At 48.0% G+C, this 22,552-nt stretch carries 27 protein-coding genes and 1 other RNA gene; 15 read left to right on the top strand and 13 right to left on the bottom strand.

Annotated features, from left to right (window positions below; genetic code table 11):
* Positions 1–170 precede the first annotated feature (170 nt).
* Entirely contained in the window at positions 171–1,574 is a 1,404-nt protein-coding gene (locus ACBZ72_04090; protein ID XES78649.1) for a toll/interleukin-1 receptor domain-containing protein, read from the top strand.
* Positions 1,571–3,175 carry a hypothetical protein gene (locus ACBZ72_04085; protein ID XES78059.1) on the top strand — a complete coding sequence of 535 codons (1,605 nt, stop codon included), beginning with the start codon at positions 1,571–1,573 and terminating at the stop codon, positions 3,173–3,175. The genes ACBZ72_04090 and ACBZ72_04085 overlap by 4 nt, the downstream gene beginning before the upstream one ends.
* A gap of 358 nt (positions 3,176–3,533) precedes the next feature.
* Here the strand turns inward: ACBZ72_04085 and ACBZ72_04080 are convergent, their stop codons facing one another.
* From ACBZ72_04080 to ACBZ72_04070, 3 genes are all read right to left on the bottom strand, one after another.
* Positions 3,534–3,971, bottom strand: a complete 438-nt coding sequence (locus ACBZ72_04080; GenBank protein ID XES78058.1) for a type II toxin-antitoxin system VapC family toxin — start codon at positions 3,969–3,971, stop codon at positions 3,534–3,536.
* On the bottom strand, positions 3,968–4,222 hold the full coding sequence (locus ACBZ72_04075; protein ID XES78057.1) for a hypothetical protein: 255 nt from the start codon (positions 4,220–4,222) through the stop codon (positions 3,968–3,970). Before ACBZ72_04075 ends, ACBZ72_04080 begins: the two co-directional genes overlap by 4 nt.
* Before the next feature lie 111 nt (positions 4,223–4,333).
* A complete protein-coding gene (locus tag ACBZ72_04070) occupies positions 4,334–5,557 on the bottom strand; it encodes a redox-regulated ATPase YchF (GenBank protein ID XES78056.1) in 1,224 nt (407 codons plus the stop codon).
* Between the two features lie 178 nt (positions 5,558–5,735).
* On the opposite strand from ACBZ72_04070, the gene ACBZ72_04065 reads away from it, so the two are divergent.
* Entirely contained in the window at positions 5,736–7,241 is a 1,506-nt protein-coding gene (locus ACBZ72_04065) for a hypothetical protein (protein ID XES78055.1), read from the top strand.
* Here ACBZ72_04065 and ACBZ72_04060 read toward each other — a convergent pair.
* Positions 7,238–7,372, bottom strand: a complete 135-nt coding sequence (locus ACBZ72_04060) for a hypothetical protein (GenBank protein ID XES78054.1) — start codon at positions 7,370–7,372, stop codon at positions 7,238–7,240. The two genes, ACBZ72_04065 and ACBZ72_04060, sit on opposite strands and share 4 nt — an antisense overlap.
* Between ACBZ72_04060 and ACBZ72_04055 the strand changes: the two genes are divergently transcribed.
* The 3 genes from ACBZ72_04055 to ACBZ72_04045 are packed head-to-tail and all read left to right on the top strand — an operon-like array spanning position 7,373 to position 10,328.
* Positions 7,373–8,602 carry an ATP-grasp domain-containing protein gene (locus ACBZ72_04055; GenBank protein ID XES78053.1) on the top strand — a complete coding sequence of 410 codons (1,230 nt, stop codon included), beginning with the start codon at positions 7,373–7,375 and terminating at the stop codon, positions 8,600–8,602. It abuts the gene before it with no gap.
* Entirely contained in the window at positions 8,596–9,672 is a 1,077-nt protein-coding gene (locus tag ACBZ72_04050; GenBank protein XES78052.1) for a hydantoinase/oxoprolinase family protein, read from the top strand. Before ACBZ72_04055 ends, ACBZ72_04050 begins: the two co-directional genes overlap by 7 nt.
* Positions 9,669–10,328, top strand: a complete 660-nt coding sequence (locus ACBZ72_04045) for a delta 1-pyrroline-5-carboxylate synthetase (GenBank protein XES78648.1) — start codon at positions 9,669–9,671, stop codon at positions 10,326–10,328. Before ACBZ72_04050 ends, ACBZ72_04045 begins: the two co-directional genes overlap by 4 nt.
* Here ACBZ72_04045 and ACBZ72_04040 read toward each other — a convergent pair.
* The 4 genes from ACBZ72_04040 to ACBZ72_04025 all read right to left on the bottom strand — a co-directional run bounded on the left by ACBZ72_04040 (position 10,325) and on the right by ACBZ72_04025 (position 12,668).
* Positions 10,325–11,023: a GDSL-type esterase/lipase family protein gene (locus ACBZ72_04040; protein ID XES78051.1), complete on the bottom strand. Its 699-nt coding sequence runs from the start codon at positions 11,021–11,023 to the stop codon at positions 10,325–10,327. The genes ACBZ72_04045 and ACBZ72_04040 overlap by 4 nt on opposite strands.
* A 119-nt stretch (positions 11,024–11,142) precedes the next feature.
* On the bottom strand, positions 11,143–12,231 hold the full coding sequence (locus ACBZ72_04035; protein ID XES78050.1) for an acyltransferase: 1,089 nt from the start codon (positions 12,229–12,231) through the stop codon (positions 11,143–11,145).
* A complete protein-coding gene (locus ACBZ72_04030; GenBank protein XES78049.1) occupies positions 12,232–12,369 on the bottom strand; it encodes a hypothetical protein in 138 nt (45 codons plus the stop codon).
* A gap of 140 nt (positions 12,370–12,509) precedes the next feature.
* Positions 12,510–12,668: a hypothetical protein gene (locus ACBZ72_04025; GenBank protein ID XES78048.1), complete on the bottom strand. Its 159-nt coding sequence runs from the start codon at positions 12,666–12,668 to the stop codon at positions 12,510–12,512.
* A 513-nt stretch (positions 12,669–13,181) separates the two neighbouring features.
* On the opposite strand from ACBZ72_04025, the gene ACBZ72_04020 reads away from it, so the two are divergent.
* The 6 genes from ACBZ72_04020 (at position 13,182) to ACBZ72_03995 (ending at position 15,840) form a co-directional block, all read left to right on the top strand.
* Complete coding sequence (locus tag ACBZ72_04020; GenBank protein ID XES78047.1) at positions 13,182–13,406, top strand: hypothetical protein; 225 nt, start codon at positions 13,182–13,184, stop codon at positions 13,404–13,406.
* 49 nt (positions 13,407–13,455) lie between these two features.
* Positions 13,456–13,761, top strand: coding sequence for a hypothetical protein (locus ACBZ72_04015; protein ID XES78046.1), 306 nt, complete (start codon positions 13,456–13,458; stop codon positions 13,759–13,761).
* 48 nt (positions 13,762–13,809) lie between these two features.
* Positions 13,810–14,265, top strand: coding sequence for an ester cyclase (locus ACBZ72_04010; protein XES78045.1), 456 nt, complete (start codon positions 13,810–13,812; stop codon positions 14,263–14,265).
* A 98-nt stretch (positions 14,266–14,363) separates the two neighbouring features.
* Positions 14,364–15,083, top strand: a complete 720-nt coding sequence (locus tag ACBZ72_04005; protein ID XES78044.1) for an archaeal proteasome endopeptidase complex subunit alpha — start codon at positions 14,364–14,366, stop codon at positions 15,081–15,083.
* A 218-nt stretch (positions 15,084–15,301) separates the two neighbouring features.
* Positions 15,302–15,520: an AbrB/MazE/SpoVT family DNA-binding domain-containing protein gene (locus ACBZ72_04000; protein XES78043.1), complete on the top strand. Its 219-nt coding sequence runs from the start codon at positions 15,302–15,304 to the stop codon at positions 15,518–15,520.
* Between the two features lie 11 nt (positions 15,521–15,531).
* The gene (locus tag ACBZ72_03995; GenBank protein XES78042.1) at positions 15,532–15,840 is read left to right on the top strand and encodes a type II toxin-antitoxin system VapC family toxin; all 309 of its coding nucleotides are present in this window, start codon (positions 15,532–15,534) and stop codon (positions 15,838–15,840) included.
* Between the two features lie 343 nt (positions 15,841–16,183).
* On the opposite strand, the gene ACBZ72_03990 is transcribed toward ACBZ72_03995, so the two are convergent.
* The gene (locus ACBZ72_03990; GenBank protein XES78041.1) at positions 16,184–17,026 is read right to left on the bottom strand and encodes a hypothetical protein; all 843 of its coding nucleotides are present in this window, start codon (positions 17,024–17,026) and stop codon (positions 16,184–16,186) included.
* Between the two features lie 610 nt (positions 17,027–17,636).
* Between ACBZ72_03990 and ACBZ72_03985 the strand changes: the two genes are divergently transcribed.
* Positions 17,637–18,665 carry a YncE family protein gene (locus tag ACBZ72_03985; GenBank protein XES78040.1) on the top strand — a complete coding sequence of 343 codons (1,029 nt, stop codon included), beginning with the start codon at positions 17,637–17,639 and terminating at the stop codon, positions 18,663–18,665.
* 54 nt (positions 18,666–18,719) lie between these two features.
* Here ACBZ72_03985 and rnpB read toward each other — a convergent pair.
* Positions 18,720–19,017, bottom strand: an RNA gene (rnpB, locus tag ACBZ72_03980) — RNase P RNA component.
* Positions 19,018–19,097: 80 nt separating this feature from the next.
* Positions 19,098–19,661 (bottom strand): hypothetical protein, encoded by a 564-nt coding sequence (locus ACBZ72_03975; GenBank protein XES78039.1) that lies wholly within the window; start codon positions 19,659–19,661, stop codon positions 19,098–19,100.
* A gap of 62 nt (positions 19,662–19,723) precedes the next feature.
* Here ACBZ72_03975 and ACBZ72_03970 point away from each other — a divergent pair, with 62 nt between their 5' ends.
* Entirely contained in the window at positions 19,724–20,392 is a 669-nt protein-coding gene (locus ACBZ72_03970; GenBank protein XES78038.1) for an adenylate kinase family protein, read from the top strand.
* A gap of 5 nt (positions 20,393–20,397) precedes the next feature.
* Here the strand turns inward: ACBZ72_03970 and ACBZ72_03965 are convergent, their stop codons facing one another.
* Positions 20,398–20,760 (bottom strand): restriction endonuclease, encoded by a 363-nt coding sequence (locus ACBZ72_03965; GenBank protein XES78037.1) that lies wholly within the window; start codon positions 20,758–20,760, stop codon positions 20,398–20,400.
* A gap of 71 nt (positions 20,761–20,831) precedes the next feature.
* On the opposite strand from ACBZ72_03965, the gene ACBZ72_03960 reads away from it, so the two are divergent.
* Entirely contained in the window at positions 20,832–21,059 is a 228-nt protein-coding gene (locus tag ACBZ72_03960) for a DUF1922 domain-containing protein (GenBank protein XES78036.1), read from the top strand.
* A 162-nt stretch (positions 21,060–21,221) separates the two neighbouring features.
* Here ACBZ72_03960 and ACBZ72_03955 read toward each other — a convergent pair whose 3' ends face one another.
* Positions 21,222–22,457, bottom strand: a complete 1,236-nt coding sequence (locus tag ACBZ72_03955; protein ID XES78035.1) for a hypothetical protein — start codon at positions 22,455–22,457, stop codon at positions 21,222–21,224.
* Positions 22,458–22,552 lie beyond the last annotated feature (95 nt).

Genomic DNA, 22,552 nt, shown 5'->3' with positions numbered 1-22,552 from the left:
ACATTTGGCAACTGGCTGGAAAACAGTAAAGAACCTATACAGTAATTCTCGGCATCTGTTATCTGTTAAATTTAATCGGCTTCACTTCGACGATTTTTAAAGTATCAATACTCTGAAAATTCAAATACAAGTAATCATAAGAAAACTAACGTAGAAGAGGGGCGATTTGACTGTCTCAAAGCCAGTATGATTATGATGCATTTATCTCATACAATAAGGCTGACAAGGATTTTGCAGAAAAACTTGTTGAGAGAATTGAAAAGGAAAACATTAACGGACAACCAATCAAAGTCTTTTTTGCCGAGTGGGATATTGAGCCGGGGGAGAATATTTTACTCAGAATAGAAAAAGCAGAACCCTCGTCACATTTTATTATTCCCATTATGTCGCCTGATTGGTTAAAATCTGATTGGACAACGTTGGAACGTGTTATCCCTGTACACGATGACCCCGCAGGCTTGAAAGCCAGAATGATTCCAGTCATGCGAAGAAACTGTGAGCCTCCACCATCCATGCGCATTTTAAAATGGCTAAATTTTGAGACGGATTCGAATTTTGAAAAAGAAAGTAAAAAACTGATTGGAAGGCTTCAGGGTAAAACGTTACGAGAGACCATGGGTAAAGACCGTACTACATCAGCTTATACAGGGCAAATTGATTATGGGTCATTAACCGCTGATGTACAAGAGGAAGAAATAGCATCTAACATTTTTCCCATTTTAAAAATTCCTGAGAAAATCAACGTTGCATTGACAACCGTGAAAAGGCGGAGGGATATTTTTCCATTGCTAGGTGAGGGCGCGAACCCCCCGCCCTTTGCCTTTGACGAGGAGAAACATAAAATTTACAGCTTTGCCTCTTTAAAAGATTCGCAGTATCGATTCGGAGACTTGTGTCTAGAACCGACCTGTCAAACAGTGTCTACCAAAAGCTTGCTAACTGGGGAAGAAACTTGTTGGATTATTGACCTCCTCAATAGGGCAATGACAAGGCACATGAAAGAAAAACTGCATATGACATATGATTTCAGAAGCAAGAAGAAAAAAACGTTCTTCCCTTTGCTCAATAGAGGCGATGAGAGCAGAAATGGAACTTGGAGAATTGGAACAAAAGAGTACACTCGCTTCCTTGTAAAAAAAGCAAAGTCAGTGAAGCCACATTATGTTCATAGGTCATGCAAAGCCACTTTTACGCAAGTTGATGATTGGTTGTTTCTCAAAGTATTGCCCGGTTGGCATTTTACTAAAGATGGTATTATCGAACCCGTTTCTCCATTACGAATGTCATCGTTATCCGCGCGATGGATGAACATGCAGCGAAACCACTCTGTACTAGATGATGTTCGTTTTTGGACAGCAATTTTGTCGGAACAATCTGAGGAAATGAAACTATTTTTGGGTGAGGATTTGGAAGCTACTATTGCAACGATGCCTGCTTTTGCTACAATTAACCGTGGAATAGAAGGCGATTATAAGCGAAGGCTTTGGTATGAACAACCCAAGCCTGATTACTTTGAACAAGCCATAGAAAAGAGCGCAGCACTGGATAAAGTGTTCACGGTGAACGAGTTATGACACAAACCATTGTGAAAAGTACGGTTGCATGCCGACAATCTGAAGTAAGATATGCGGCGAAGTACATTGAAGAGGCACCGCTTTATTTTGCTAACGGAACGCAAGACATAGACCAAAAGCGTGGGTTAACGATTAATGGACCTTCAGACGCCAAGACCAATATCATGTATACAATTAGAGTTGGAATTGTTAGCACTGGTGAAGGGATACAAGAGACAAGCTCTTTCTTGGAGTACGTCAATAATAATGTTATTTTGAGTTCTGGGAAAAAACCTTTTGCGAACCAATCTTTTCCTGGTTTCATGAAAGCGTTCCGCTGTAGATTGGTTCTTTCATCCGATTACGACCAAGAAATAACTTCAAAAGAGGTTGACAAAATTCTCTCAGTCTCTAATCCTGAAACAAGGATAAGACGTGCTGCTGAAAAATACGCTGAAAAGGTAGGCATTATTTGCAGGCGCGTTAGTCTCCCAGAGGTCATTATCTGTCATGAGCCTGAAAATATAGAAGCTAATTGTGGAGCAGGAATGGTTGGCACAAAAAATAGGTCAGTTCTCACACGAAAAGACAAGAAGCAAGCGGATAAGATAAGGAAAAACATTCAAACATATCAGATTCTTGCTCCTTTAAGTGAAAGTACTCAAAATCTTCTGGATATGGCGGTGCATCAAGATTTTAGACGTGTACTTAAGGCTAAATGCTTGGCTTTTGACATACCTACACAGATTCTGACTCAATCAATACTGCATAGACTTACCATTTTAGAGCCAACGGTGGAAATGTCAGGACGTAACGTAAAAAAGAAAAGAAAGGGTATAGACCGTTCCTCCCTCGTATGGAACCTTGCCTCTGCCATTTATTATAAGTCTAATCATTTTCCTTGGAAAGTAGGAAATCTGAGAAGCGGAACATGTTACGTCGGAATTTCCTTTTACAAAGATAGAACAAAACAAGATAAGTCGATGTGTGCAAGTCTTGCCCAAGTATTTAGCGATAGTGGCGAAGGAATGGTTGTAAGAGGACACGATTTTAAGTGGGACATGGAAAAGCTTGGTGCCCCCCATCTTTCGGAGGAAAACGCTTACGACGTATTGAAAGATGCTATTGCGGTTTACAAGGAACACCACGAGCAGCAACTACCAAATCGAGTGGTTATTCACAAATCATCAATGTATTTGGATGAAGAAAGAAGAGGCTTCTTGAAAGCATGCGAGCAAATTCCTAGATTTGACTTCATTTCTGTAAGTGATGGTCGAGAGGTGTTTTTCTATCGAAATGGAGAAAAAGCAGTTTTAAGGGGGACTACGATAACCCTTGGAAGACGTTCATTTCTTGTATATACTAAAGGCTACGTACCGTACCAGAGAGCATATCTTGGTCCTCGTGTTCCAAAGCCGCTCGAGATAAGTCAGCATTTCGGCGATGCTACTCAAGACGAAATTGCCAAAGAAATGATTGCTCTAAGTAGGCTGGACTGGAACACCGCTGACTACTCAAGTTACTTACCATTGACTTTAAAGTGTGCCTATAAGGTTGGTGATGTACTCGGCGAGGTTCCTCAAGGGAGTGCTATAAAACAGCAATACAAGTTTTACATGTAAAAGTTTTAGCTTTCCCTTGAAATCATATTTTACCCATTTTAAGAGGGCTAGGCTATTCTGTCAAAGGTCTTCTTGCGAGTTGTTGTTTCGCCTCTTAATCGCAGTTTCGTCGTTGTAGTTAAGTATGTTTTTGGTGGGTATGTTTTGTTCGTTTTTGTGTGCTGTTTATGCTGATTACGTCGCGGTCTTTTAGGATGGTGTCTTCGCTGATTCTGCGTTTGTCGTGGACGTCCATTAGCCGCTGTTTGCTTGTATCTCAAAGAATGTTTGGTGTTGTGGATGGGGTTGATAACTGTTAGTAGTCTGTTGGGATATTGGGAGTTGACTATCGGGTAGGCAATGGTGGGAAGGTTGTTGTTTATTTTTGGTTCAGTGGGTCTTTGATTGTTAGGTTGTTGTTTTTGTGGGTTATTTTTTGGTGTTTTAGGAGTTTTTTGTCGTGGGTGTAGAGGGTTGGAATTTGGTTTGCCATGTAGTTTGCGATTATGAGGGCGTCTCTTCCGCCTAGATTGTACTGGACGGACAGGTTGAGGGCTAGGGTGCTGGTTTTTCTGGTTTGGCTGTAAAATTCTGTGTTAGGCAGGGTTATGAGGGTTATTAGGGCGTCTGCAGCTTTTTCAGGCAGCCACTTCTGGGAACGCACCAATGTATGGTATGATTCATGGATTGTTGTCGGGTTTAGAGCAACCTTGTTTTCAGGGGTTAATTCCAGCAGCAGATTCTTTAGGGCTTCATGTTCGGGGTAAGCATCATCAAGCGCGTAGCATAAAATGTTGGCGTCCAACCCCACAATCATTCGCTTTTGCCCCAAATGGACTTCATTTTTTCAGGCGACCAATTCTCAGGTTTGCCCGTTCGTTCATGTTTTGAATTTATGATGCGGCGCAGTTTTTCTACGGGGTCCTCTTTTTTGCCTGGAACAAGGAGGAAGCCTTCGGGGACTCTTTTTATGGTTGCGGTTTCGCCTATTTCTTTGCGGATTTCTGCCGGAATGCAGATTCTGCCCTTTGAATCTACTTTTACATTAACTTGCTTGACCAACTCCATAAAGCATCCCACACATAAAGTGGGAAAAGACAAATTTAAACATCGCTAAAACCAGAAAAGAAACAGGTTTTCTGTTGACTGCCTATGCTCATGTGTAGCGTTTACTTTGGGTTAGGCTCGTTTTTTGGCGCTCACTATACTTATGACATCGCGGTCTTTTAGTTCCGCGTCTTCGCCGATTCTACGTTTATCCCGCGCGTTCACCGCATACAGGAAGCCCTCGCCGAGCTCCGTGTGTATTATGTAGGCGAATTGGTGGGCGGTGGTGCCTTTGGGAACAAGATAAGCATCAGGCAAGACTCTGCCGTTGTGGTCGCAAAGGTGCTCCACGTCCTCCACCGGGTACACCACAATCATGTCCAGCAGCTTGTAGTAGGCAGTGTTTAAGGCTTCTTGGACGCCAGTGGAGCCGTTGGGCTGAAGGATTTTCTCCTTAACCTGCTCCAACGCGCGAATCTGCCCTGCCGAAAGCTTCTCCGGCTGCAGAACCTGGAAGTCGCCATCGCCGGGTTTGTAGTCGATTAAGCCTTTCTCGGCGGCGCGTCGCAATACCAGTTCGGCTTCGGCGCTGGCTGGAATCACAATGTGCCCCAGAGCTTTGAGGCGCTCCACGTTGTCCTTGGCGGTGGGCAAGTCGATTTTGTTGGCGACAATAAGCAGCGGCTTGGAGATGCGGCGCAACTCGTCGACGAATCGGTAGAAATCGTCGTCCGTCCACGTGGCGGGTTTATCTAAGTTTAAGTCTGCTTTGCGGACGGCTTCATTAACGCATTGTCGTTTGATGCTCAGCCCGTTGAGGCGGTCTTCAAGGTGATGCGCAATGCCTTTTTTGTCGGCTTCGGCGGTGCGGGCGATGCGCGCCCAATCCTTCTTAAGAATAGTAACCATCCAAAGCGTGATTTCCCGCTCCAGAAACTCCACATCTTCCACCGGGTCATGCTCGCCGGGCTTGCAGCTTTTGCCCTCACAGTCCGTGCCCCCCGAAACATCAACAATGTGGATGAGGGCGTCGGCGCGGCGAATCTCGTCGAGGAACTGGTTGCCTAAGCCTTTGCCTTCCCACGCGCCGGGCACGATGCCTGCGATGTCTACGAGCTCGACGGGGAGGAGGCGGGCGCCGTCTAGGCAGAGGCTGTTGTTGGGGTTGTCTTGCACGCCAAATTCGCCATGCACACAGGGGGAGCGGACGTAGCCGACGCCGCGGTTAGGTTTGATGGTGGTGAAGGGGTAGTTGGCGATGTCTGCCGTGGCGAGCGTGGCGGCGCTAAAGAAGGTGGATTTGCCTACGTTGGGTTTGCCGATGACGCCAAGCAGGCGTGAGTATGAGCCGGGCATGTTTATTCCTTTAGGTGTTTGGCTATAGTGTTTGCGGTTTATGCTATATTGTTTATGCTTGCTTCAGCAAACGGCAACAGAAACTGTACTCAGGTGCGTCGGGTTTGATTTTTGGAAACGTTATTTAACTTATCACATGTATTCATAGTTTAACTCATTTGGCTTGGGACGAAGAACGATGAATCTGGCTCAACCCAACCGTATCCTCGGGGTGCTTTTAATTGCCGTTCTGGCTTTGTCAGTTTCCAACACTTACCTCATATTCCACTACAACAGCATACAGGAACAGCAGCGCAGCCAAGACCTCGCCGACCTCAACCAAACCCTAAACCAAGCCTACACGTCCCTAAACCAAACCGACTACGCCATCAAGGATTTGCTTAACGGCAAAATCGACAACCTCAACGCCCGCCTACCCATCGAGCAGTACGACTACGTGATATACCGCGTCTGGAACTACCAAATCAACGCCTCCGAGTACTTAGCTAAAGACGGCAAAACGGGCTACGTTGCGCTTAACTCCACTGACGCCTCAGCGGTTTTCAATTCAGCACTCTCCGCGGGCAACAACATCTACGTCAAGGCAGACCAGTACGACTTAACCTCAGACATTTACATGTCAAACAAGAAAAACACGCGTCTGGACAGCGACGGCGCCACCCTCAACGCTAACGGACACAGAATAGTCATCTACGGCGTGGACTACGCCAACTCAGTGAACAATCAGCTTTCAGGTTTTGTCGTCGTGAACGGGACGGTGCGGGTTCAAAATTCGTTCCGAACCACGGTGACAAACATGATTTTCCAGAACTGCACCGCCGGCTTGGAGCTAGTGAATACGAATACGTGGTCGGAGGGTACCCGTATTGACACGATTCATTTTGACAAATGCGTTCAGGGCTTGGTTTTTCGGACAAACAGCAGCAGCCCAATTATAGGCGGAAACTCAACGGGCTCCTACGCCAACACTGAGGTCACCCGATGCTACTTTAACCAGATGGACAACTCCGTTGCCATAACGGTGGAGCCGCAAGCTGAATTCACCGACAGCCTCATGCAAGATGTCCGAGTGTGGATTGGCGAATTTGGACAATTTAACCAGACGGGGCTGCAGCTGGAGGGCTCCATGTACAAAACCGCGATGGAAAGCGTGGTGTTTGAGTCCTTCGCTGCGCTTCCTCTTGACGATGCCCTGTTGTTTGCCATGAAAATTGGTGCAGACGCGTATCAGTCGCCGGTGTTTGAGGCAGGCGTAAACATTTTGGGCAACTGGACGGCTCGCATATCTAACCCGTACAGCGTGTGGATTTTTGGTGTCGGCGGCGTTTTCAAACAAACAAACATCCCAATTCCCCTTGGAGCAAATGTGTATGGGCAAACCGAGATTGTTCAGGTGCATCCCGCCACCATCGCCAGCTTTAAACCAAAAATCTCCGTGCAAGGCAGCTTTGCCAACAACGAGACAATTACAGTGAGGCTGAGACTGGAGTTTGTTGACAACGTGGTTGGAGGCAGCGTCGAGAAAACCTTCAACAGCAGCGGCTCGGTTTGGTTGGATGATGAAGATTTTCTGCAGCTTTACGGATACCCCAACGTGATTTTTGCCGTGCTTGTGGACGCTAAAGCTTCATCCCAGTTCACGGACGCCAAGGTTACGTTGGACTTTTACGGCACAACCACTTAGCCAGTGGAGACTGTACTGAAAAGGTAGAGGGGCAGGGGTCTATCCAGAAGTAGCCGACCTATAAAACCAAACGCATTTTTGGGCAAAAGCTTTAAGCCAACAGCGGATTCTTCGGTTTTGGTGACTGACACTTGAGGATTCTACTTTACGAACACATTTGCAGCGGCGGATACATAGGGGAACCCCTTTCAAGCAGCTTGCTCTGTGAAGGCTTCTCCATGCTTAGGGGATTAGCCGAGGATTTCAAGGCGGCTGGGCATGAGGTTACCGTTCTGCTTGATGCTCGTATTGCACGGTTCAACCCGCCCCTGCAAGCCGACAACATACGCCAAGTTAACAAGTTAGAGGAGTTTGAGCAAGTGCTTAAAGCTGCACTGAGTTGGGCAGAAGCAGCTTATATGGTGGCGCCTGAGTCTGAGGGCATACTGCATTACCTGACTAAACGCGTTGAATCCTCAAACGCCCGTTCCCTGAACTGTTCCGCCAGCGCCATAGCCCAAGCGTCCGATAAAGCCGAGGTCGCCGAGCACGCCAAGCAGCTGGGCTTAAATTTCCCCAAAACCATTCAGCTAAACCCGTCAGACTCGATAGAAGCTATGGCGGAAACAGTCGAGAACGAGGTAGGTTTTCCCGCGGTGATTAAACCCGTCAGCAGCGCTGGATGCGGCGGGTTGAGTGTGGTTCAAGAAGCCTTTGAGGTTGAAGCTGCGGTTGACAAGATTTTTGGGGAGGCAGGAAACGTGGGGGTTTGTGCACAGGAGTTTGTGCAGGGGGTTCCCGCTAGCGTCAGCTTGCTCTGCCGAGGTGGAGAGGTGTTGCCTTTGAGTTTGAACTTGCAGGATTTGACGTTGGCTTCGCCTGAAGGTGAGTCAAATTATAACGGTGGTTTGGTTCCGTTCGATTATCCCCTAAAAGCTGAGGCGTTTGAGGCAGCTAAACGTTTAGTCCAATCCTTCCGTGGACTGTTTGGGTATGTTGGAGTTGACGTGATTTTGGGCACACAGAAAGTGTACGTGATGGAGGTTAACCCTCGCTTAACCACGTCCTACGTTGGGCTAAGAAAAGCAAGCAAGCTCAACATCGCCGATGCACTGCTCAAAGAGGAAGCTGCCAGTAACGTGGAGTTTAACGGGGTTTGTTGTTTCTCTAAAGTGCCCATTGAACGCCCCATAATTTTTGCTTGGCAAAACTTCTGTGCGTTGGAGGCGTTGGTTTCGCCGCCGTTTCCCCTGTATGGGCAGGAAACCTCTTATGGAATGCTCCGTTCCTGTGGAGCCACAACCGAGCAAGCACTCCAACAAATGCATAAAGCTAAAGAGGACCTCAAAGACATCTGGGAGAAGGGACAGAAACCATGGTAACCGTTTTAGGATTAGACATAGGTGGCGCCAACACCAAAGCCACATACATATCAACCAAAGACGCCACTGTTACAGAATACAAGTCAGCGCTGGAGTATTTCCCGTTCTGGAAAAAAGACACCAAACAGCTATGCGAAATGCTCTCCAGCATCAAGGGCAAAGTAGCGGGGCCTGTGGCGCTTGACGGAGTTGCAGTTACAATTACGGCGGAACTCTCCGACATCTATCGCACCAAACGCGAAGGCATCCACCACGTACTCGACTGCGTTAGCCAAGTTTTTCAAGGTGTAAAAGTGTGGGTTTTAGACGTTGATGCAGAACTGCAGTCGGTTGAAGCTGCAAAAGCTGAACCACTCAAGGTAGCCGCGGCGAATTGGGCGGCGACGGGATGGCTGGTCTCCCAGTACCTACAGGACTGCGTCGTTGTGGATGCGGGCAGCACAAGCACCAGCATCATTCCAATAAAAGGCGGCGTGGTTGCGGCGGAAGGCAAAACAGATTTGGAGAAACTCATAAACGGCGAACTTGTGTACACAGGCTGCCTGCGAACCAACGTTGCGGCAGTTGTCAGCCGCGTCCCTGTGCATGGAGGTGCGGCAAGGGTTTCTTCAGAGCTGTTTGCTCAAAGCGGCGACGTGCACCTCTTTTTAGGCAACATTACCCCTGAGCAATACACGACGGAAACGGCTGATGGCAAAGGAAAAACAGTAGACGACGCTGCGGCACGCTTGGCACGGGTGGTCTGCGCCGATGTGGAGATGCTTTCGGGGCAAGAAATTCACGCGATTGCCGTTGCAGTTTACCGAGAACAAGTAGGACAGATTACGGAAGCACTAAATCAGATTTACAGCCGTGTAAAAGGCAGCCCGAAAAGAACAATTCCTGTAGTTGTTACGGGAATGGGCAAAGATTTTCTGGCTCGCAGAGCTGCAGAGCGGGCAGGTATCGCTCAAATCGTGAGCATCGAAGATGTGCTCCCTGCGGGGACGGCGTTGGTTTCTCCTTCGGTGGGTGTAGCGTTAAAGGTGGCTACCAAACTGGAAGTCAGGGATGTTAATTGGATGCCGTGATTAAAGTCGGCGGCAGCCTATCCGAAGACCCCGCAACCTTAGAGGCACTTGGGAAGGCAATTTCTGAAATCGCCAGGACACACCAAATTGTCGTGGTGCCCGGCGGGGGCAAATTCGCAGACACGGTTAGGGACTTGGACGCCAAGTTTAGCTTGCCTGCGGCGGTGTCGCATCGGATGGCAATTCTGGCCATGGACCAGTACGGCTTGCTGCTCACCCAGCTTATTCCTGATAGCCAGGTTTGCCGCTCACTCAAAGATGCCTTCACGATTTCGGGCACAGGCGCAGTTCCCATTTTTCTGCCCGCTACACTGCTACTTGAGGGCGACCCGTTCACGCCTTCGTGGGAAGTCACCTCGGACTCCATCGCCGCCTACATAGCCAACCAACTTGACGCACCAAAAGTAGTGTTTGCCACCGACGTAGACGGCATCTTCACCCAAAACCCCAAACAAAACCCAAACGCCAAACTGCTCAACACAGTTTCGGCGCGGGAACTGCTAAAATTTGGGCAACACACCAGCGTAGACACGTTTCTGCCCCAGTTACTTTTAGAGCACCCGTTAGATTGCTTTGTTGTAAACGGCAAGTTCCCCGACCGCTTGAAGGCAGTTTTAGCTGAGGAGCCCACCGTTTGCACGCATATTGTTTGTTAGGACGGCAAATGCGTCGGTTCAATTGTTTGTGTAGTTAACGCTTTGTATATCGTTTGGGCGATTATCTCGGCGCCTTTTTGGTCAGGGTGGACACCGTCAGGAAAATACTGTGCGCCATCAGCCAAAGCCGAATACACGTCGATAACTGGCAGGTCAGCCTGCTCTGCCACCTGCCCGATGATGGGGATAAGGGTGTCAGCGAAATATTGGGGGCTTATTTTGCCTGACTGGTCATCAAAAATGGGTGGGGGCAGCACAATCCAGATTTGAGGGTCACTGGGAAGCGCTTGGAATGCGGCAACCAGCGTGAGGTAGTTGTCCACAAAACTGGCGTTGTACTGGTGAAGGCTGGGTTGGGCGTCGTTGGTTCCCAGCATGAGGACTACTATGTCAGGGTTAAACTCCAGTGCGTCCTGAAATTTGCTGGTGTTCATGTATGGCGTTTCGGATTCAAGCGAGACAGTGGTGGAGCCAACACCGAAGTTACGAACTGTATAGTCGGAACCGAGCATTTGCTTAAGGTCGTTTGGGTAGTAGGTTAATTGGGTGAGGCTGTCGCCGACACAGGCCACACGAATTGAGTCCGTAGGAGGCTGGTTTGTGGTGGTTACAACAAAGAACGCAAGCACCCCTAAGAAAACAAGCAGAACAATCAGCACACCCACATTGAGAAGCCGCGAATTTGGTATAGTCATTTTGCTGTCTCGCGGAATGCTGCAGTCTAGTTTCTTGTTTGATAAAATATGGTTTTTGCTTGTTCGCGCCCTGCGAAGAAGAAGAGGTGTTTGCGATTGGAATTTTTGTTTCGTCAGCATTAGTCAATCAGCCTCTTGAGGTAGGGGATTTTTTTGAGCAAAAGAATTATCCCCAGCGAAATGAACATGACAATTATGGTCAGGATGGGAACCTCAACTATGGGGTTAAGGATGGTGCGGTTGAGTGTGAAGCCCAGGTAGCCTTTTTGGATGGATTCAATTATCATGACGTGAATGAAGAATATGCCCAACGTGTTTTCGCTGATAAGTTGAATTAGTCGACTGATTATTGAGGGATGCGCATCTTTTTGGGTGGAAGGCGGCTTCGAGGTGAGCAGTAGCAAAAACACCATGGTGGAAGTTAAAAGGATGGTTGGGCTGAAGTATTGCTGGAAGAAGTACATTTCGGTTCCGCCAACCGTCGCTGCCAACGCGTAGGTGCCCACGGCAGTCAAAGCCACACCCAGAGCTGCAAGGGTCAGGAGGGTTTTGCGGGGCACGTTTACGGTGAGAAGGTAGGTGCCTAAAACAAAGAAGCCCACATACCCCGTTAGGGTAAAAACGTTTTCGTTTAACATGTAGGGCGAGAATAAGCCAAAAAAGGGCAAAACGGCAACGCTGATAACCCACAAAATCACGAAGTACTTTATCAAAGTCTGGTTTGCATGCGCCATGAACACGCGTAAAATCGGCGTGAGAAGGTAAAGTCCTGCAAGCACGTAAAGATACCACAACTGGGTGTAGGGGCCATTAAGGAGTCCTTGGATGATGGCGCTGGAAGTGAACGGGATGCCTTGAACCAGAAAGTCCCAAGCAAAATACGCAACACACCAAAACAATGTAGGCAAACCTAAACGTGACCAGCGTTTCTTGAAGAACACGCCCAAGGGTTCGTTGGTTTTTTCGGGCTGCAAAAGAAGCGCGCCCGTGAGCATCAAGAAAAGGGGAACGCCCAGAGGTACGGCGATGCTTTGGTAAATGTCCACGATGCCCCAACCCACGAACGCCAGAGGCGCCATTTGTTGGAGCTCGTTGGGGGTTGTGGGATATCTGCCTGCCGCGTGCAGCAGCAGAACGCCAAACATGGCGGTGGTGCGTATCAGGTCAACGTTTACGGGGCGTCCTTGGATTTGGTTGTGGCTATCCAATTACGCAGATGCCCCCACTGCAGTTTTTTCTGCGTGAGAGTCCATGGCGGGCAGGTTAGAAAAAGAAGGCTCATTTCCAGAAACAGACGCGTCTACGTCTGGATTTGGCTGGAGTGCTAATGCATGCTGCTGTTTCATCCTAAACCCCAAAAACCAGCTATGCGTTCGCCTAAAAATGGGTGTTTGTAAAGGTTTCCTGACACAAAAAAGGTTGCTAGTAAAGATTTCTTGACACAACAAACCTGCTTAAGTCAACAACGGGGCGCCTTGACTTTTGACTACCGTTTTTTACCTTTAGCAGGAAGCTGCTGCCGCTCCAGTTTCTTTTTTGCTTCCTTTTCCCGTTGCAGCTTTTTCTGTTGTGCATTCTGAGTATTTTTTGCTTTACGTCTAGCTACACTTGGCATAATCTCAACAAATGCAGTAACAGCGTTCAAGCTTTTAAACTTGTTTTACCCTCTTGAGGTGTCTATAAGAACCCAACGCAACACGCCTACAGGCGCTACAGATAAGAAATGAAGACCGCCCATTTGGTGATTCTGACTGGACAAAATGCATAGAAAAGGTTAATTAGAAAAAAGCTTACAAAGCTCTTTGGGGCTTAGGAAGTTTGCGTTTTGCTTTGCTTTGCCTTTTTCGCTTTTCGTTTCTCGTCGCGCTCTTTTTTGGTTAAAGGTTTTTCTTTTTTTGGCATTTACGGTCTCCGAAGATTACGATATGTATGAGAGTGCTTTAATAACTTTCGAAAAAACCGAAGATGCTAACAAGTTCTAAACATGACTACAACTTGGGGCTAATCCACAAAAGGATGCCAGGGGTTGGCTTCATGTTAAACATAGCCTGTAGCGCTATGGAGCTATTGTACTGGTAAGGAGTCCGATTTAGGACAGCCGAAGTAGTACTCGTGCTTGTCCAAAAATCTTTAATATGATTTTAACAACACTTTAGTGTTGGAGGCTTTTAAAATAAAGAAAATCTTTAGCATCATCCTAGTCGTTGGGCTCTTAACGTTGGCTCTGGGCGTAGGAGTTGCAGCGGCAAGCAACGCCTCTGGACCTGCCCCAAACATGGGCGACGGTGTTCCAGATGGAAGTGGACTTGAACGCCCCGACAATCCCGGTGTTGGACCAGCGCCAAACTCGGGTGACGGCATCCCAGACGGCAGCGGATTATAAACAGCCGCAACCCCCAATTTTTCTTTAATCTAACATGCGAGGGACAGTTTTGAAACGCGAAGAAGCCATATCTGTTGTGAAGGAGCTTCTTGACTGCTGTTTGGGTTTGGATGGGCACCCGCTGGAGGTAGCACCCTCTAACACGCCAAGCGACGCGGGTTATCGGATTATTGTTCGGATGCCGTTGGATGAGAAGACACGTAACTGCGTGCACGACATAGTAGCCAAACATCAACTGGCGTACCAAAGCGGCAGCATGTGGAAAACAAAGCACACCATAAACAAAGAACCCGACACCTTAATAATTTACAAACCAGAAAACAGCCATCCACGCCCTGACAACATGCGCCCGTAGAGGCAAAAACTGTTAAACGCCATCAAAACCATTAGGATTGGTGATTTTTTGTCAGCGGAAGAAAACAAATCAATCATTCGAAAATTTATTGACGCATACAACAACCGCAACCTGAACATATTCGAAGAACTGGTCTCGCTGGACTACGTTGACCACACGCATCAGCAGCAAGGCAGAGACAACTTTAAGCAACTCTTCACCTTGGCGTTTGAGGGGTTCCCTGACTGGCATGAAACCATCCAAGACATGATTGCCGAGGGAGAGTGGGTCTGGGTCAAAGTCACCGCCACAGGCACCCACACGGGCAGTTGGAACCTTTTCGGAGTCCCCCTTCCCCCAACAGGCAACAAAGTCACCCTGCCCATGGTTTTCTTCTTTCGCGTGGTAGAAGGCAAGCTTGTGGAGGGCGGCGAGCTGGACGACCAACTGGACTTCTTTAACAAACTCGGCTTCATCGCCTACACGGAAAAAGGAAAGCAGTTGTTCCCCCGAAATGTCCAGTGAAAGTCTACTATGCTCCTTTCCTTGAAATGCGTAATTAAATATAGCTAACCCTTATATGATGCTGAAGGCGTAAAAGCACAACACGGATGGGTAATGCCATGTCTGCATTTGTAAAACCTGGAGCATATGACCACATAAACACCGTTTTCAGCCCCGACGGACGGCTTTTCCAAGTGGAATACGCAATGGAAGCTGTGAACCGCGGATCCACCATTTTAGGCATCCACTGTCCTGAAGGCTGTGTTCTTGGAGCAGAAGAAAACATTGAAGCATTTGAGGACCCCAAATGTTCATGGAAAATTTTTCAAGTGGACAACCATATAGGCGCAGCTATTGTAGGTTTAAGTTCAGATGCTAGAGTGCTTATAGATAAGGCACGCACAAACGCGCAAAACAACATTTTAAACTTTGATGAACCCATTGACGTAGAAACCGTAACCGAACAAGTGTGCGACACCCAGCAAACGTACACGCAAAACGGCGGCGGACGACCGTTTGGGGTTTCAATAATCTTTGGCGGCGTCGACAAAACAGGCGCATGCATAACTGCTACGCATCCAAGTGGAACCTACAAACGATACAAAGCCACGGCAATTGGTGCAGGAAGCGAAAACGTGCTGTCAATGCTGCAAAAAGAGTACCGGGAAGATTTGACGCTTCAACAAATCACCGCGCTTGCAGTGAAGTGCTTAGTGAAAGCGGTTGATTCAAGACAGGCGCCGCCCCGAATAAAAATCGCTGTCATACCGGCGGCAACAAAGAAAATGGAAATGCTATCTGACGAAGTGGTAGAAGGCTACATTAAACAAGCCGCTTAACCCCCACCCCACATTTCTGCCACAATAAAGAGCCCCTCAGAGGGCAACCAACAAACGTTTGCCCAATCGGTTAAATAAGCAACTTGATTTAGTGGCGTAGTTTTGGTTTAATCTTTAATCTGCCGTTTCTGCCATTTAGCCAGTTATCTAAGCGGTTTCAGAAATCAACTTTTGTAAGAAACGTTAATTCCCTGAATGACCATTATCTGATAGATATTATGTCAGAAAAAGTAAAGGTGGACATGCGAGAGCAAGTAGTTATTCCCCAAAAACTCCGCAAAAAACACCACATCGAAGAAGGAATAATAGTTGAAATCAACAAGACCGAAGACGGCTTGCTTCTAAAACCTTTTAACCCAGTAGTGGACTTGAAAGGCATCGGCAAAGGCGTTTTCGGCGACCCCTTAAAACATCAGCGAAAGCTTCGCGAAGAATGAGAAGACAAACAATGAAAAATGCCCTGAACCAAATTAAAGCTGCAAAAACAAAAAAACTGCTTGAAGACTTAACGCTTAACGGCTTCAAAATTGTGTCCGTCACGTTTGAAATTGCAGACTTAGCCGCCAACCTGAGGGCTAAAAGAGGCGGAAAACTACCCGATGCCCTAATCGTAGCCACAGCCATAAACCAAAAAGCAAACATCCTCTACTCCCAAGACCAAGACCTCCAACGCTTCAGCAAAGACATCAAAATCAGCGAACTACCCCAGAAAAATAGTTTTCAAAGCTTCTCCCTATTTTTTGGTTTTTTAAAGTAAACCATAATAGAAACAGTGAGGGCAACAGCAGCATTGCGCAGACAATGTGTCAAGCACCACGTCAATAAATGCATGTTTGTAAAGAATCCTCAATTTTCAAGCTAATTCACATAAAAAAATTCTTTGAACCTGCATCAGAACAATATACTCTAAAAAGACAGAGCAATGAGTGCAGAAAAAGAAAGCGCCTCCGTGCATTCAATTCCATTCTTAGCGCCACAACTGGGCTTAACCTTTCTGAAGATAAGTTCAGAGAAGTTGCTTCTGCCCTCTTTTTGGGCTGCAGACTCAAAACTATACTTCTGCGTTTTTCTGATAAAAAGAAGTGTGGTTTGGGGCTGTGTTATTTGGTTTGGCGTTTTTTGTTTGTGGCTATTATTGCCATGGCTGTTATGCAGGCGACTATTGTGCCCAGAGCGCCAAAGGCAGACTCAGGCACAACAAACAAACTATCAGGAGCAGTCTTCACCAACCAAAAATCATTGCTGCCTGCACCAAACGAAGCTGTTCGACCTGCTAGTGCATACCCGCCATCACTAGTCTGAACCACACAATACGCCCACTCACTGCCTGGTCCGCCATAATTTTGACTCCACTGCAAAGTACCAGAAGCATCAGTCTTCACCAACCAAAAATCAAAGCCTGCACCAAACGAAGCTGTTCGACCTGCTAGTGCATACCCGCCATCACTAGTCTGAACCACACAATACGCCCACTCACTGCCTGGTCCGCCATAATTTTGACTCCACTGCAAAGTACCAGAAGCATCAGTCTTCACCAACCAAAAATCAAAGCCTGCACCAAACGAAGCTGTTCGACCTGCTAGTGCATACCCGCCATCACTAGTCTGAACCACACAATACGCCCACTCACTGCCTGGTCCGCCATAATTTTGACTCCACTGCAAAGTACCAGAAGCATCAGTCTTCACCAACCAAAAATCACTGTAGCCTGCACCAAACGAAGCTGTGTAGCCTGCTAGTGCATACCCGCCATCACTAGTCTGAACCACACACTCCGCATAATCCCAGTCTGTTCCGCCGTAGGTTTGACTCCACTGGGTAGCAGGAGCATCCGCTGCAGCGGCAAAGCCGATGGCTGATGCTGCCATGAGTAGACCTGAAAAAAGCAGCCCAACCAAAACAGCAACCCGCAAACACTTCGCTAAAGCATTCAAACGATTCAACTTATTCTCTAAATAATAAACCTTCAATTCTCCTTCCCCTCAAATTAACACTAAAATTACACGTTCCCTTAAATATAAAGTTTCATAGTATTTGTGGAGAAAAACCCAGAACTAAACAAGGCAAGGGGCGATTTGGCTTCATGCTTTGTTTGTGAGATTATTTTTCTGCTGTTTCTTATGTAAGACTTACTGCTTGATTGATAAAAATAATTTGAAGCAGGGGATGGGTGGAAGTTCAGATATCACAATTACTCAAGGATGCCCGCACGGAGGTGCTTAAAATCTTTAGGAAAAGAAAGTGAAACAGGGTGTGTTTGTTGTGGGTGTGGTGTGTTGGTTGTAACCCGCTTCTTTTTTTGGGCGTTCGGCTCTATGGGTTGCTCGTTTTGTTATGGGATAGAAAAGAATAAAGCAAGCCGCTGGTATTCATCACCGCGATAACAGTTCTGTCCTCTGCTTGAAAGATGCGTTTCTTGGCAACCAAAAGCTGCTTAGTGCAAAGAGCCCGTTTTTCACAAGATGGGTCAATGCTGTCTCGCTTTGTGAATCGCCGCCCTACGTTGGCAAGCGAATTGCCATAGGTTCAAAGCTTGTGAGGGAGGTGAAAGTCATGTTTGAGATTAAAGAATCGGTAGCTAACGGAAAAAGCGTGAAGGCTGCTTTTCTGGTGGCTCTTGCGGCTCTGTTTGTGGTTAGCTCTACCCCGTTGGGGGCTTATGCCGCTGACGACACGGATGTTTTGAGTGTGGAGGCTATTCTTGCTTTTGCTGATGATCCTACGTGTGTGGCGGTTAATGAGCAGACAAACTTGGTGTATGTGGGTACGAAAGAAGGGCTTGTGATAATCAGCGGGGAAAACAACACTGTGCTAAGTGAAATTGCTTTTGATAAGGATGTGGGGGCCGTCGTCGTTAACCCCCAAAACAACCTCGTGTACGTTGGCACCTGGAGCAACATCACCGTCCTTGACGGAGCCACAAATGCCGTCTTGGGAACGATAGAGGAGCAGGTGTACAACTATTACGAGTTGGCGCTTAACCCAAACACTAACCGCCTTTACATCGGAGACTGGACCACATTAAGGGGCAAGTGCGACGCCGTGCAGGTTTATGACGCGCTGAATTTCAGTTTAATTGCCACCGTAAACATCCCCGGCAGCGAGAACAACACTTACATACAGCGGGTCGGCGTCGCAGTAAATGTCAACACCAACGGAATGTACGCGACTTGGACGGGCAACGACGGCACCTACCTGATTGATGATAACAACATGATTGTCAATGCAACGCAGACGCCGTTATTTGATGTGGCGGTTATGTACAATAACGCCACCGACTACGTGTATGTGGGTGGTGCAGTGCTGAACGGCACCGACCTGCAACTGGTCTCGGCGAACTTTACGGGGCAGGTGGAAGCAATCGACGCGGCGAACAACTTGCTTTACACGACGCAGGGCTACAACGTCTCCTGCCTTAACGGAACCACACACGACGCACTGTCCAGCGTTAAACTGCAAGTGTTAGTTTGGCCAGCTTTAGACCCCATGGCAGTCAACCCAGCAACTTCAAAAGTATACCTTGTGGACTACGTCAGCCAGCAGGTACTGGTCATGACTAGGGGAAACTCAACCTTCCCCTAACCCCTTTTTGAAAGAAACAAGCACGTTATAAGCTCTCAAATTAAGGTGGGCGTGGTGTGTTGGTTGTAACCCGCTTTTTGTTCTTGTTGTGGCATTCGGCTAATCGGGCTACCCGCGCCTTCCGGTAGATGCTTCATCGGCGCCTGTTTGCCCTTTCCACTTGCAGGACAGCCGTTTCACCGCGCCGCACCCAGCACACTCCGCGTCCCTAACGCTTCATCGCCAAGTCTGGGGGGACGTTTCGTTTCTGCTCTGTTGCCAAGCCTCTCGGCTTCCCCGTCGGGGTGCAATTCTACACGTGAGCGGAGTTTCCTCATTCCCCGAAGGGAACGACAGCCACACACCAACTCGCCAGCCCAAATCAGAAGACGCGGGGCAAGCAATAAAGTTAACCCACCAAACCAGAAAAACAAAAAGGAAAAGGGTGAGGAGCTAGTTGGTTACGGACTGGGGCATGATGTTAAAGTGCCACGCGTCAAACGGAGCCTGCGTTACCGGCAGCCCGGTGCCTAAATCAAAAACTGCAACACCATTCCAGTTGGTGGTCGCCGTGGTCTGACACTGGGAACTGAGAATATAGTCGATTGTTGCCTGCAGGTAGGCTTCGTCCTCTGCGTTGAAGGTGGGCTGATTGGCATCCATGAACCGCAGCGTAAGAGTTAAACCTGAGACGGGCTGGCTAAGTTTGGCTATGATTTTGACATCTTGACCAAAATACACGGTTGTTGAGGTTACGGCTAGGTGGGCAATTATCGTGTCCCCTGCTCCACTTAGCTGACTGCTTGTCTGCGTAGAGGGCTGTTGCAGGAACATTGGCAGGGCGGGTCTAAATGCATAAGCGTGCCAAGTGGTTCTTACGTTGCCTGAATGGACAGTGATTTTGGCGGTGTTGTCACTTTGGACGGTGTAGGTTGTTGACCCAAAAGCGCATACGGCTGCTCCAACCCCAAGCGTGGTCAACAGCAAAACGGTGATGATTCTTTTTAGGGAGTTCATTGTTGCTTCACTTTGAAGAAGAAGGTTGGGTTTTTTGTTTAAGAACAAATGCTGGTTCACCAGTGCACCAACAACCACGAACCCCAAAACACAAAGGCACATCTGGGCCCGTAAGCGTTAACTACCCCCAGCCGCCCTCTAAACTCATGGCTAAACGCGTCATCCTCATCACGGGCACACCCGCCGTAGGCAAAACCACCCTCGCCAAACAACTCGCCAGCCAACTAAACGCCCAATACATCAACCTAACCGAGCTTACAGAAAAGGAACATTTGGCGCTTGAGCAGGACAAACAGCGGCAAACCACGGTTGTGGACGAAGCCAAAATGCGCCGCAAACTCCGCAGCCTCCTCACACACGCACAAACCGACACCATCATCGACGGGCATTTCGCCGCCGCAGTCACCCCAAAACCGTTGGTCAGCCACGTTTTCGTGCTTCGACGCCACCCCACCCAGCTCTCCGAGCTCATGCAGAAACGCGGCTACACCCAAGCTAAACAGCGGGAAAATTTGCAAGCCGAAATTTTGGATGTGTGCCTTGTGGAAGCTTTGCAGAAGCAGGATAAGGCAAAGGTCTGCGAAGTAGACACCACAGGCAAACCCGCAGAAGAGGTGTTGCAGCAGGTTGTGGCGGTTTTGGAGGGCAAAAAACCTTGCGTGTATGGCTTTGTGGATTGGCTTGGTACGCTGGAGCGGGAAGGCAAACTTGACCAGTTCCTAAAAGAGTAGCCGTTTTAGCGGAAGCTGGTTGTCAACTTTTGCTTGGTGAGCAGCATGATTTTGCGGCGGTTTGAATAAGATTTAGCGTGGTCGCTGAATTTTTCGCCTATCATAATTGGGTTGGAGAGCCGCACGTCCGCCGAAGCCGTGTCTAATCCGATGATGACGTTGACGCCGATTGTTCGGTTCCAGTCACGCACCCAAACCACCTGCTCCTCGCGTCCCTTCTGCACCAAAAGGTCAAATTGGCGCAGAATTCCGCTGTCGCCTTCCATGGCTACGGCTTGACCGTTGACTTTGAAGCCTTCTTTTTTGAAGTATTTCACGGCAACCTCAATTAAATTGGGTCTGGACCGTTGCTTTTCAGGCACACCCATCCGCGATGCATCCTTGCCAATACTGTTATCTAACTGTATGTGGAAAAGGCTTTCGCTTGAGGCACACCAAAATGCCCCCCACACTAATCATCCAATGCAAAAAATGCATGGGGTTGCTGCTCGCCCCCGCAAGCCAGAAAACTCGCACCTGCCCTCACTGCGGCACCAAAATCGAAGTTGCCAAAGCAAAACGCATCGCTTCGGCACAAAACGCCTTTGAAGCCTCCAAAATGCTGCGTATAATTAAAGAGAAAAATCAAAGCAACGCCTTAAACCATACACAAAGAAAACTACCTTAAACGTGAGGCAAAAATAATTGTCGTTTGGGAGTCCTAAAGTGATTAGGACCCCCATTCCCCATCTTCTCATGCAGGGAAACCTTATAAAAGTTACGACCAAAACGCCGCCTTAGCAATATCAAACAGAAGCAAAACCCCGCGGGCAAAGGGCAGTTGCGGCGGTTAAAGGGTCTGGTTCCAGTAGTAGACCGTGGAGTATTTGCCCTCAACAGGGTAAGCGGGGTCATCAAACACGATATCCAAATGAACCCCATACTGTAGCAGCAGGTTTTGTGACGCCGCCCAGACCTGCGCGGTTTTCTGGTCAGGTCCCCAGTAGCCCCAAATTCGGTCATCTGCCCGTCTGAGCCCAAACCCATAATTGCTGGGCAAAACCAAAACTGCATCAGCTTGGCTGTTATCTGTTAAAAGCCGCATTTTGGAAGTTGCCATAACATCATTTGAGAAACGTTCCAGCGCATCAAAATGGTCCTCGGTTAAAACACCATAAGGATTCCCGTCAATTTGCGGGTAATCAAAGATAACCACGTATTTTGCGCCTGCCTGATATGCCGTCATCATTTGCTGGTAGATTTCTTCGCCGCTGGCCAAGTAGGGTTCCTGCATGTACTTCCAAGTTATGATGGCGCCCCACTCTTTGCCCTGCATGTTCGCTGCACCTCGGACCTGCTGGATTGCCTGCACGTAGCTGTTATTGAAGCCGAACTGAGCCAAAACAACATCATAACCGCCCAAGTAATCAAACCAGTGCAATGCGTAGTCAGAGATGAAGGTTTTAATGCCGTTACGTTTCAGCTCCTGAAAAGCACTTTCATTATGGTTAAAGTAGTTGAGGAAAACCTGTGTTTCTGCATTGTAGTCTGCGGGTTGGGTGCCGTTGGTTTTCCACTCCAGCCACTTCAGGTAAACCTCTCTGCCCCATTGGTCAGAATCTTTAGGAACAGTGTAAGCTACACGTTCAGAAAGAAAACCATTCCAGTCGTAGTCAATTTGAGCGCCTCCCGGTTCATCATCATAATAGGCACCCAAAAACTTGTCACCCCAACGTGTCTCTCCGTTCTTCCACACCTGAAATTGCCACTCCCAAGTCACACGGTCAGTCCGCGTGCCCAAATTGACAATTATGCTCAACCCATGAGCAACAGCGTAGTCGCAAACTTCGTAAACAGCGGTTTCGTTTCGGCTCACAGGCCACGACTGCAACACAAACAGATTCGTGTACCCCTGCACCTTGTCGATGAGCAGTTTTGCCTCAGCGGTGGTGTTGCCGCAGAAAGACACACCTACATAAAAGGAGGTTTCTTTGTTTTTGTCAGCCAACCTCAAGGGCACCACGACGGCGGCTGCAGTAGATGTCAGCAAGAACACCACTATGAGCATAACTAAGAATTTTTTCACGTGTCCACCTGCACCTCCAGTCGCCTCTAGGTAGGTTTGGCGTAAACAAAGGTCCAATTAAAAGTAGGTTTTTCAGGTAAATATGCTTTGTCAAA

It is taken from the genome of Candidatus Bathyarchaeia archaeon, assembly GCA_041447175.1.
GTDB lineage: Archaea > Thermoproteota > Bathyarchaeia > Bathyarchaeales > Bathycorpusculaceae > JADGNF01.
Note: the sequence above shows the minus strand (reverse complement) of the source record. Positions and strands in the feature narration are given on the sequence as shown.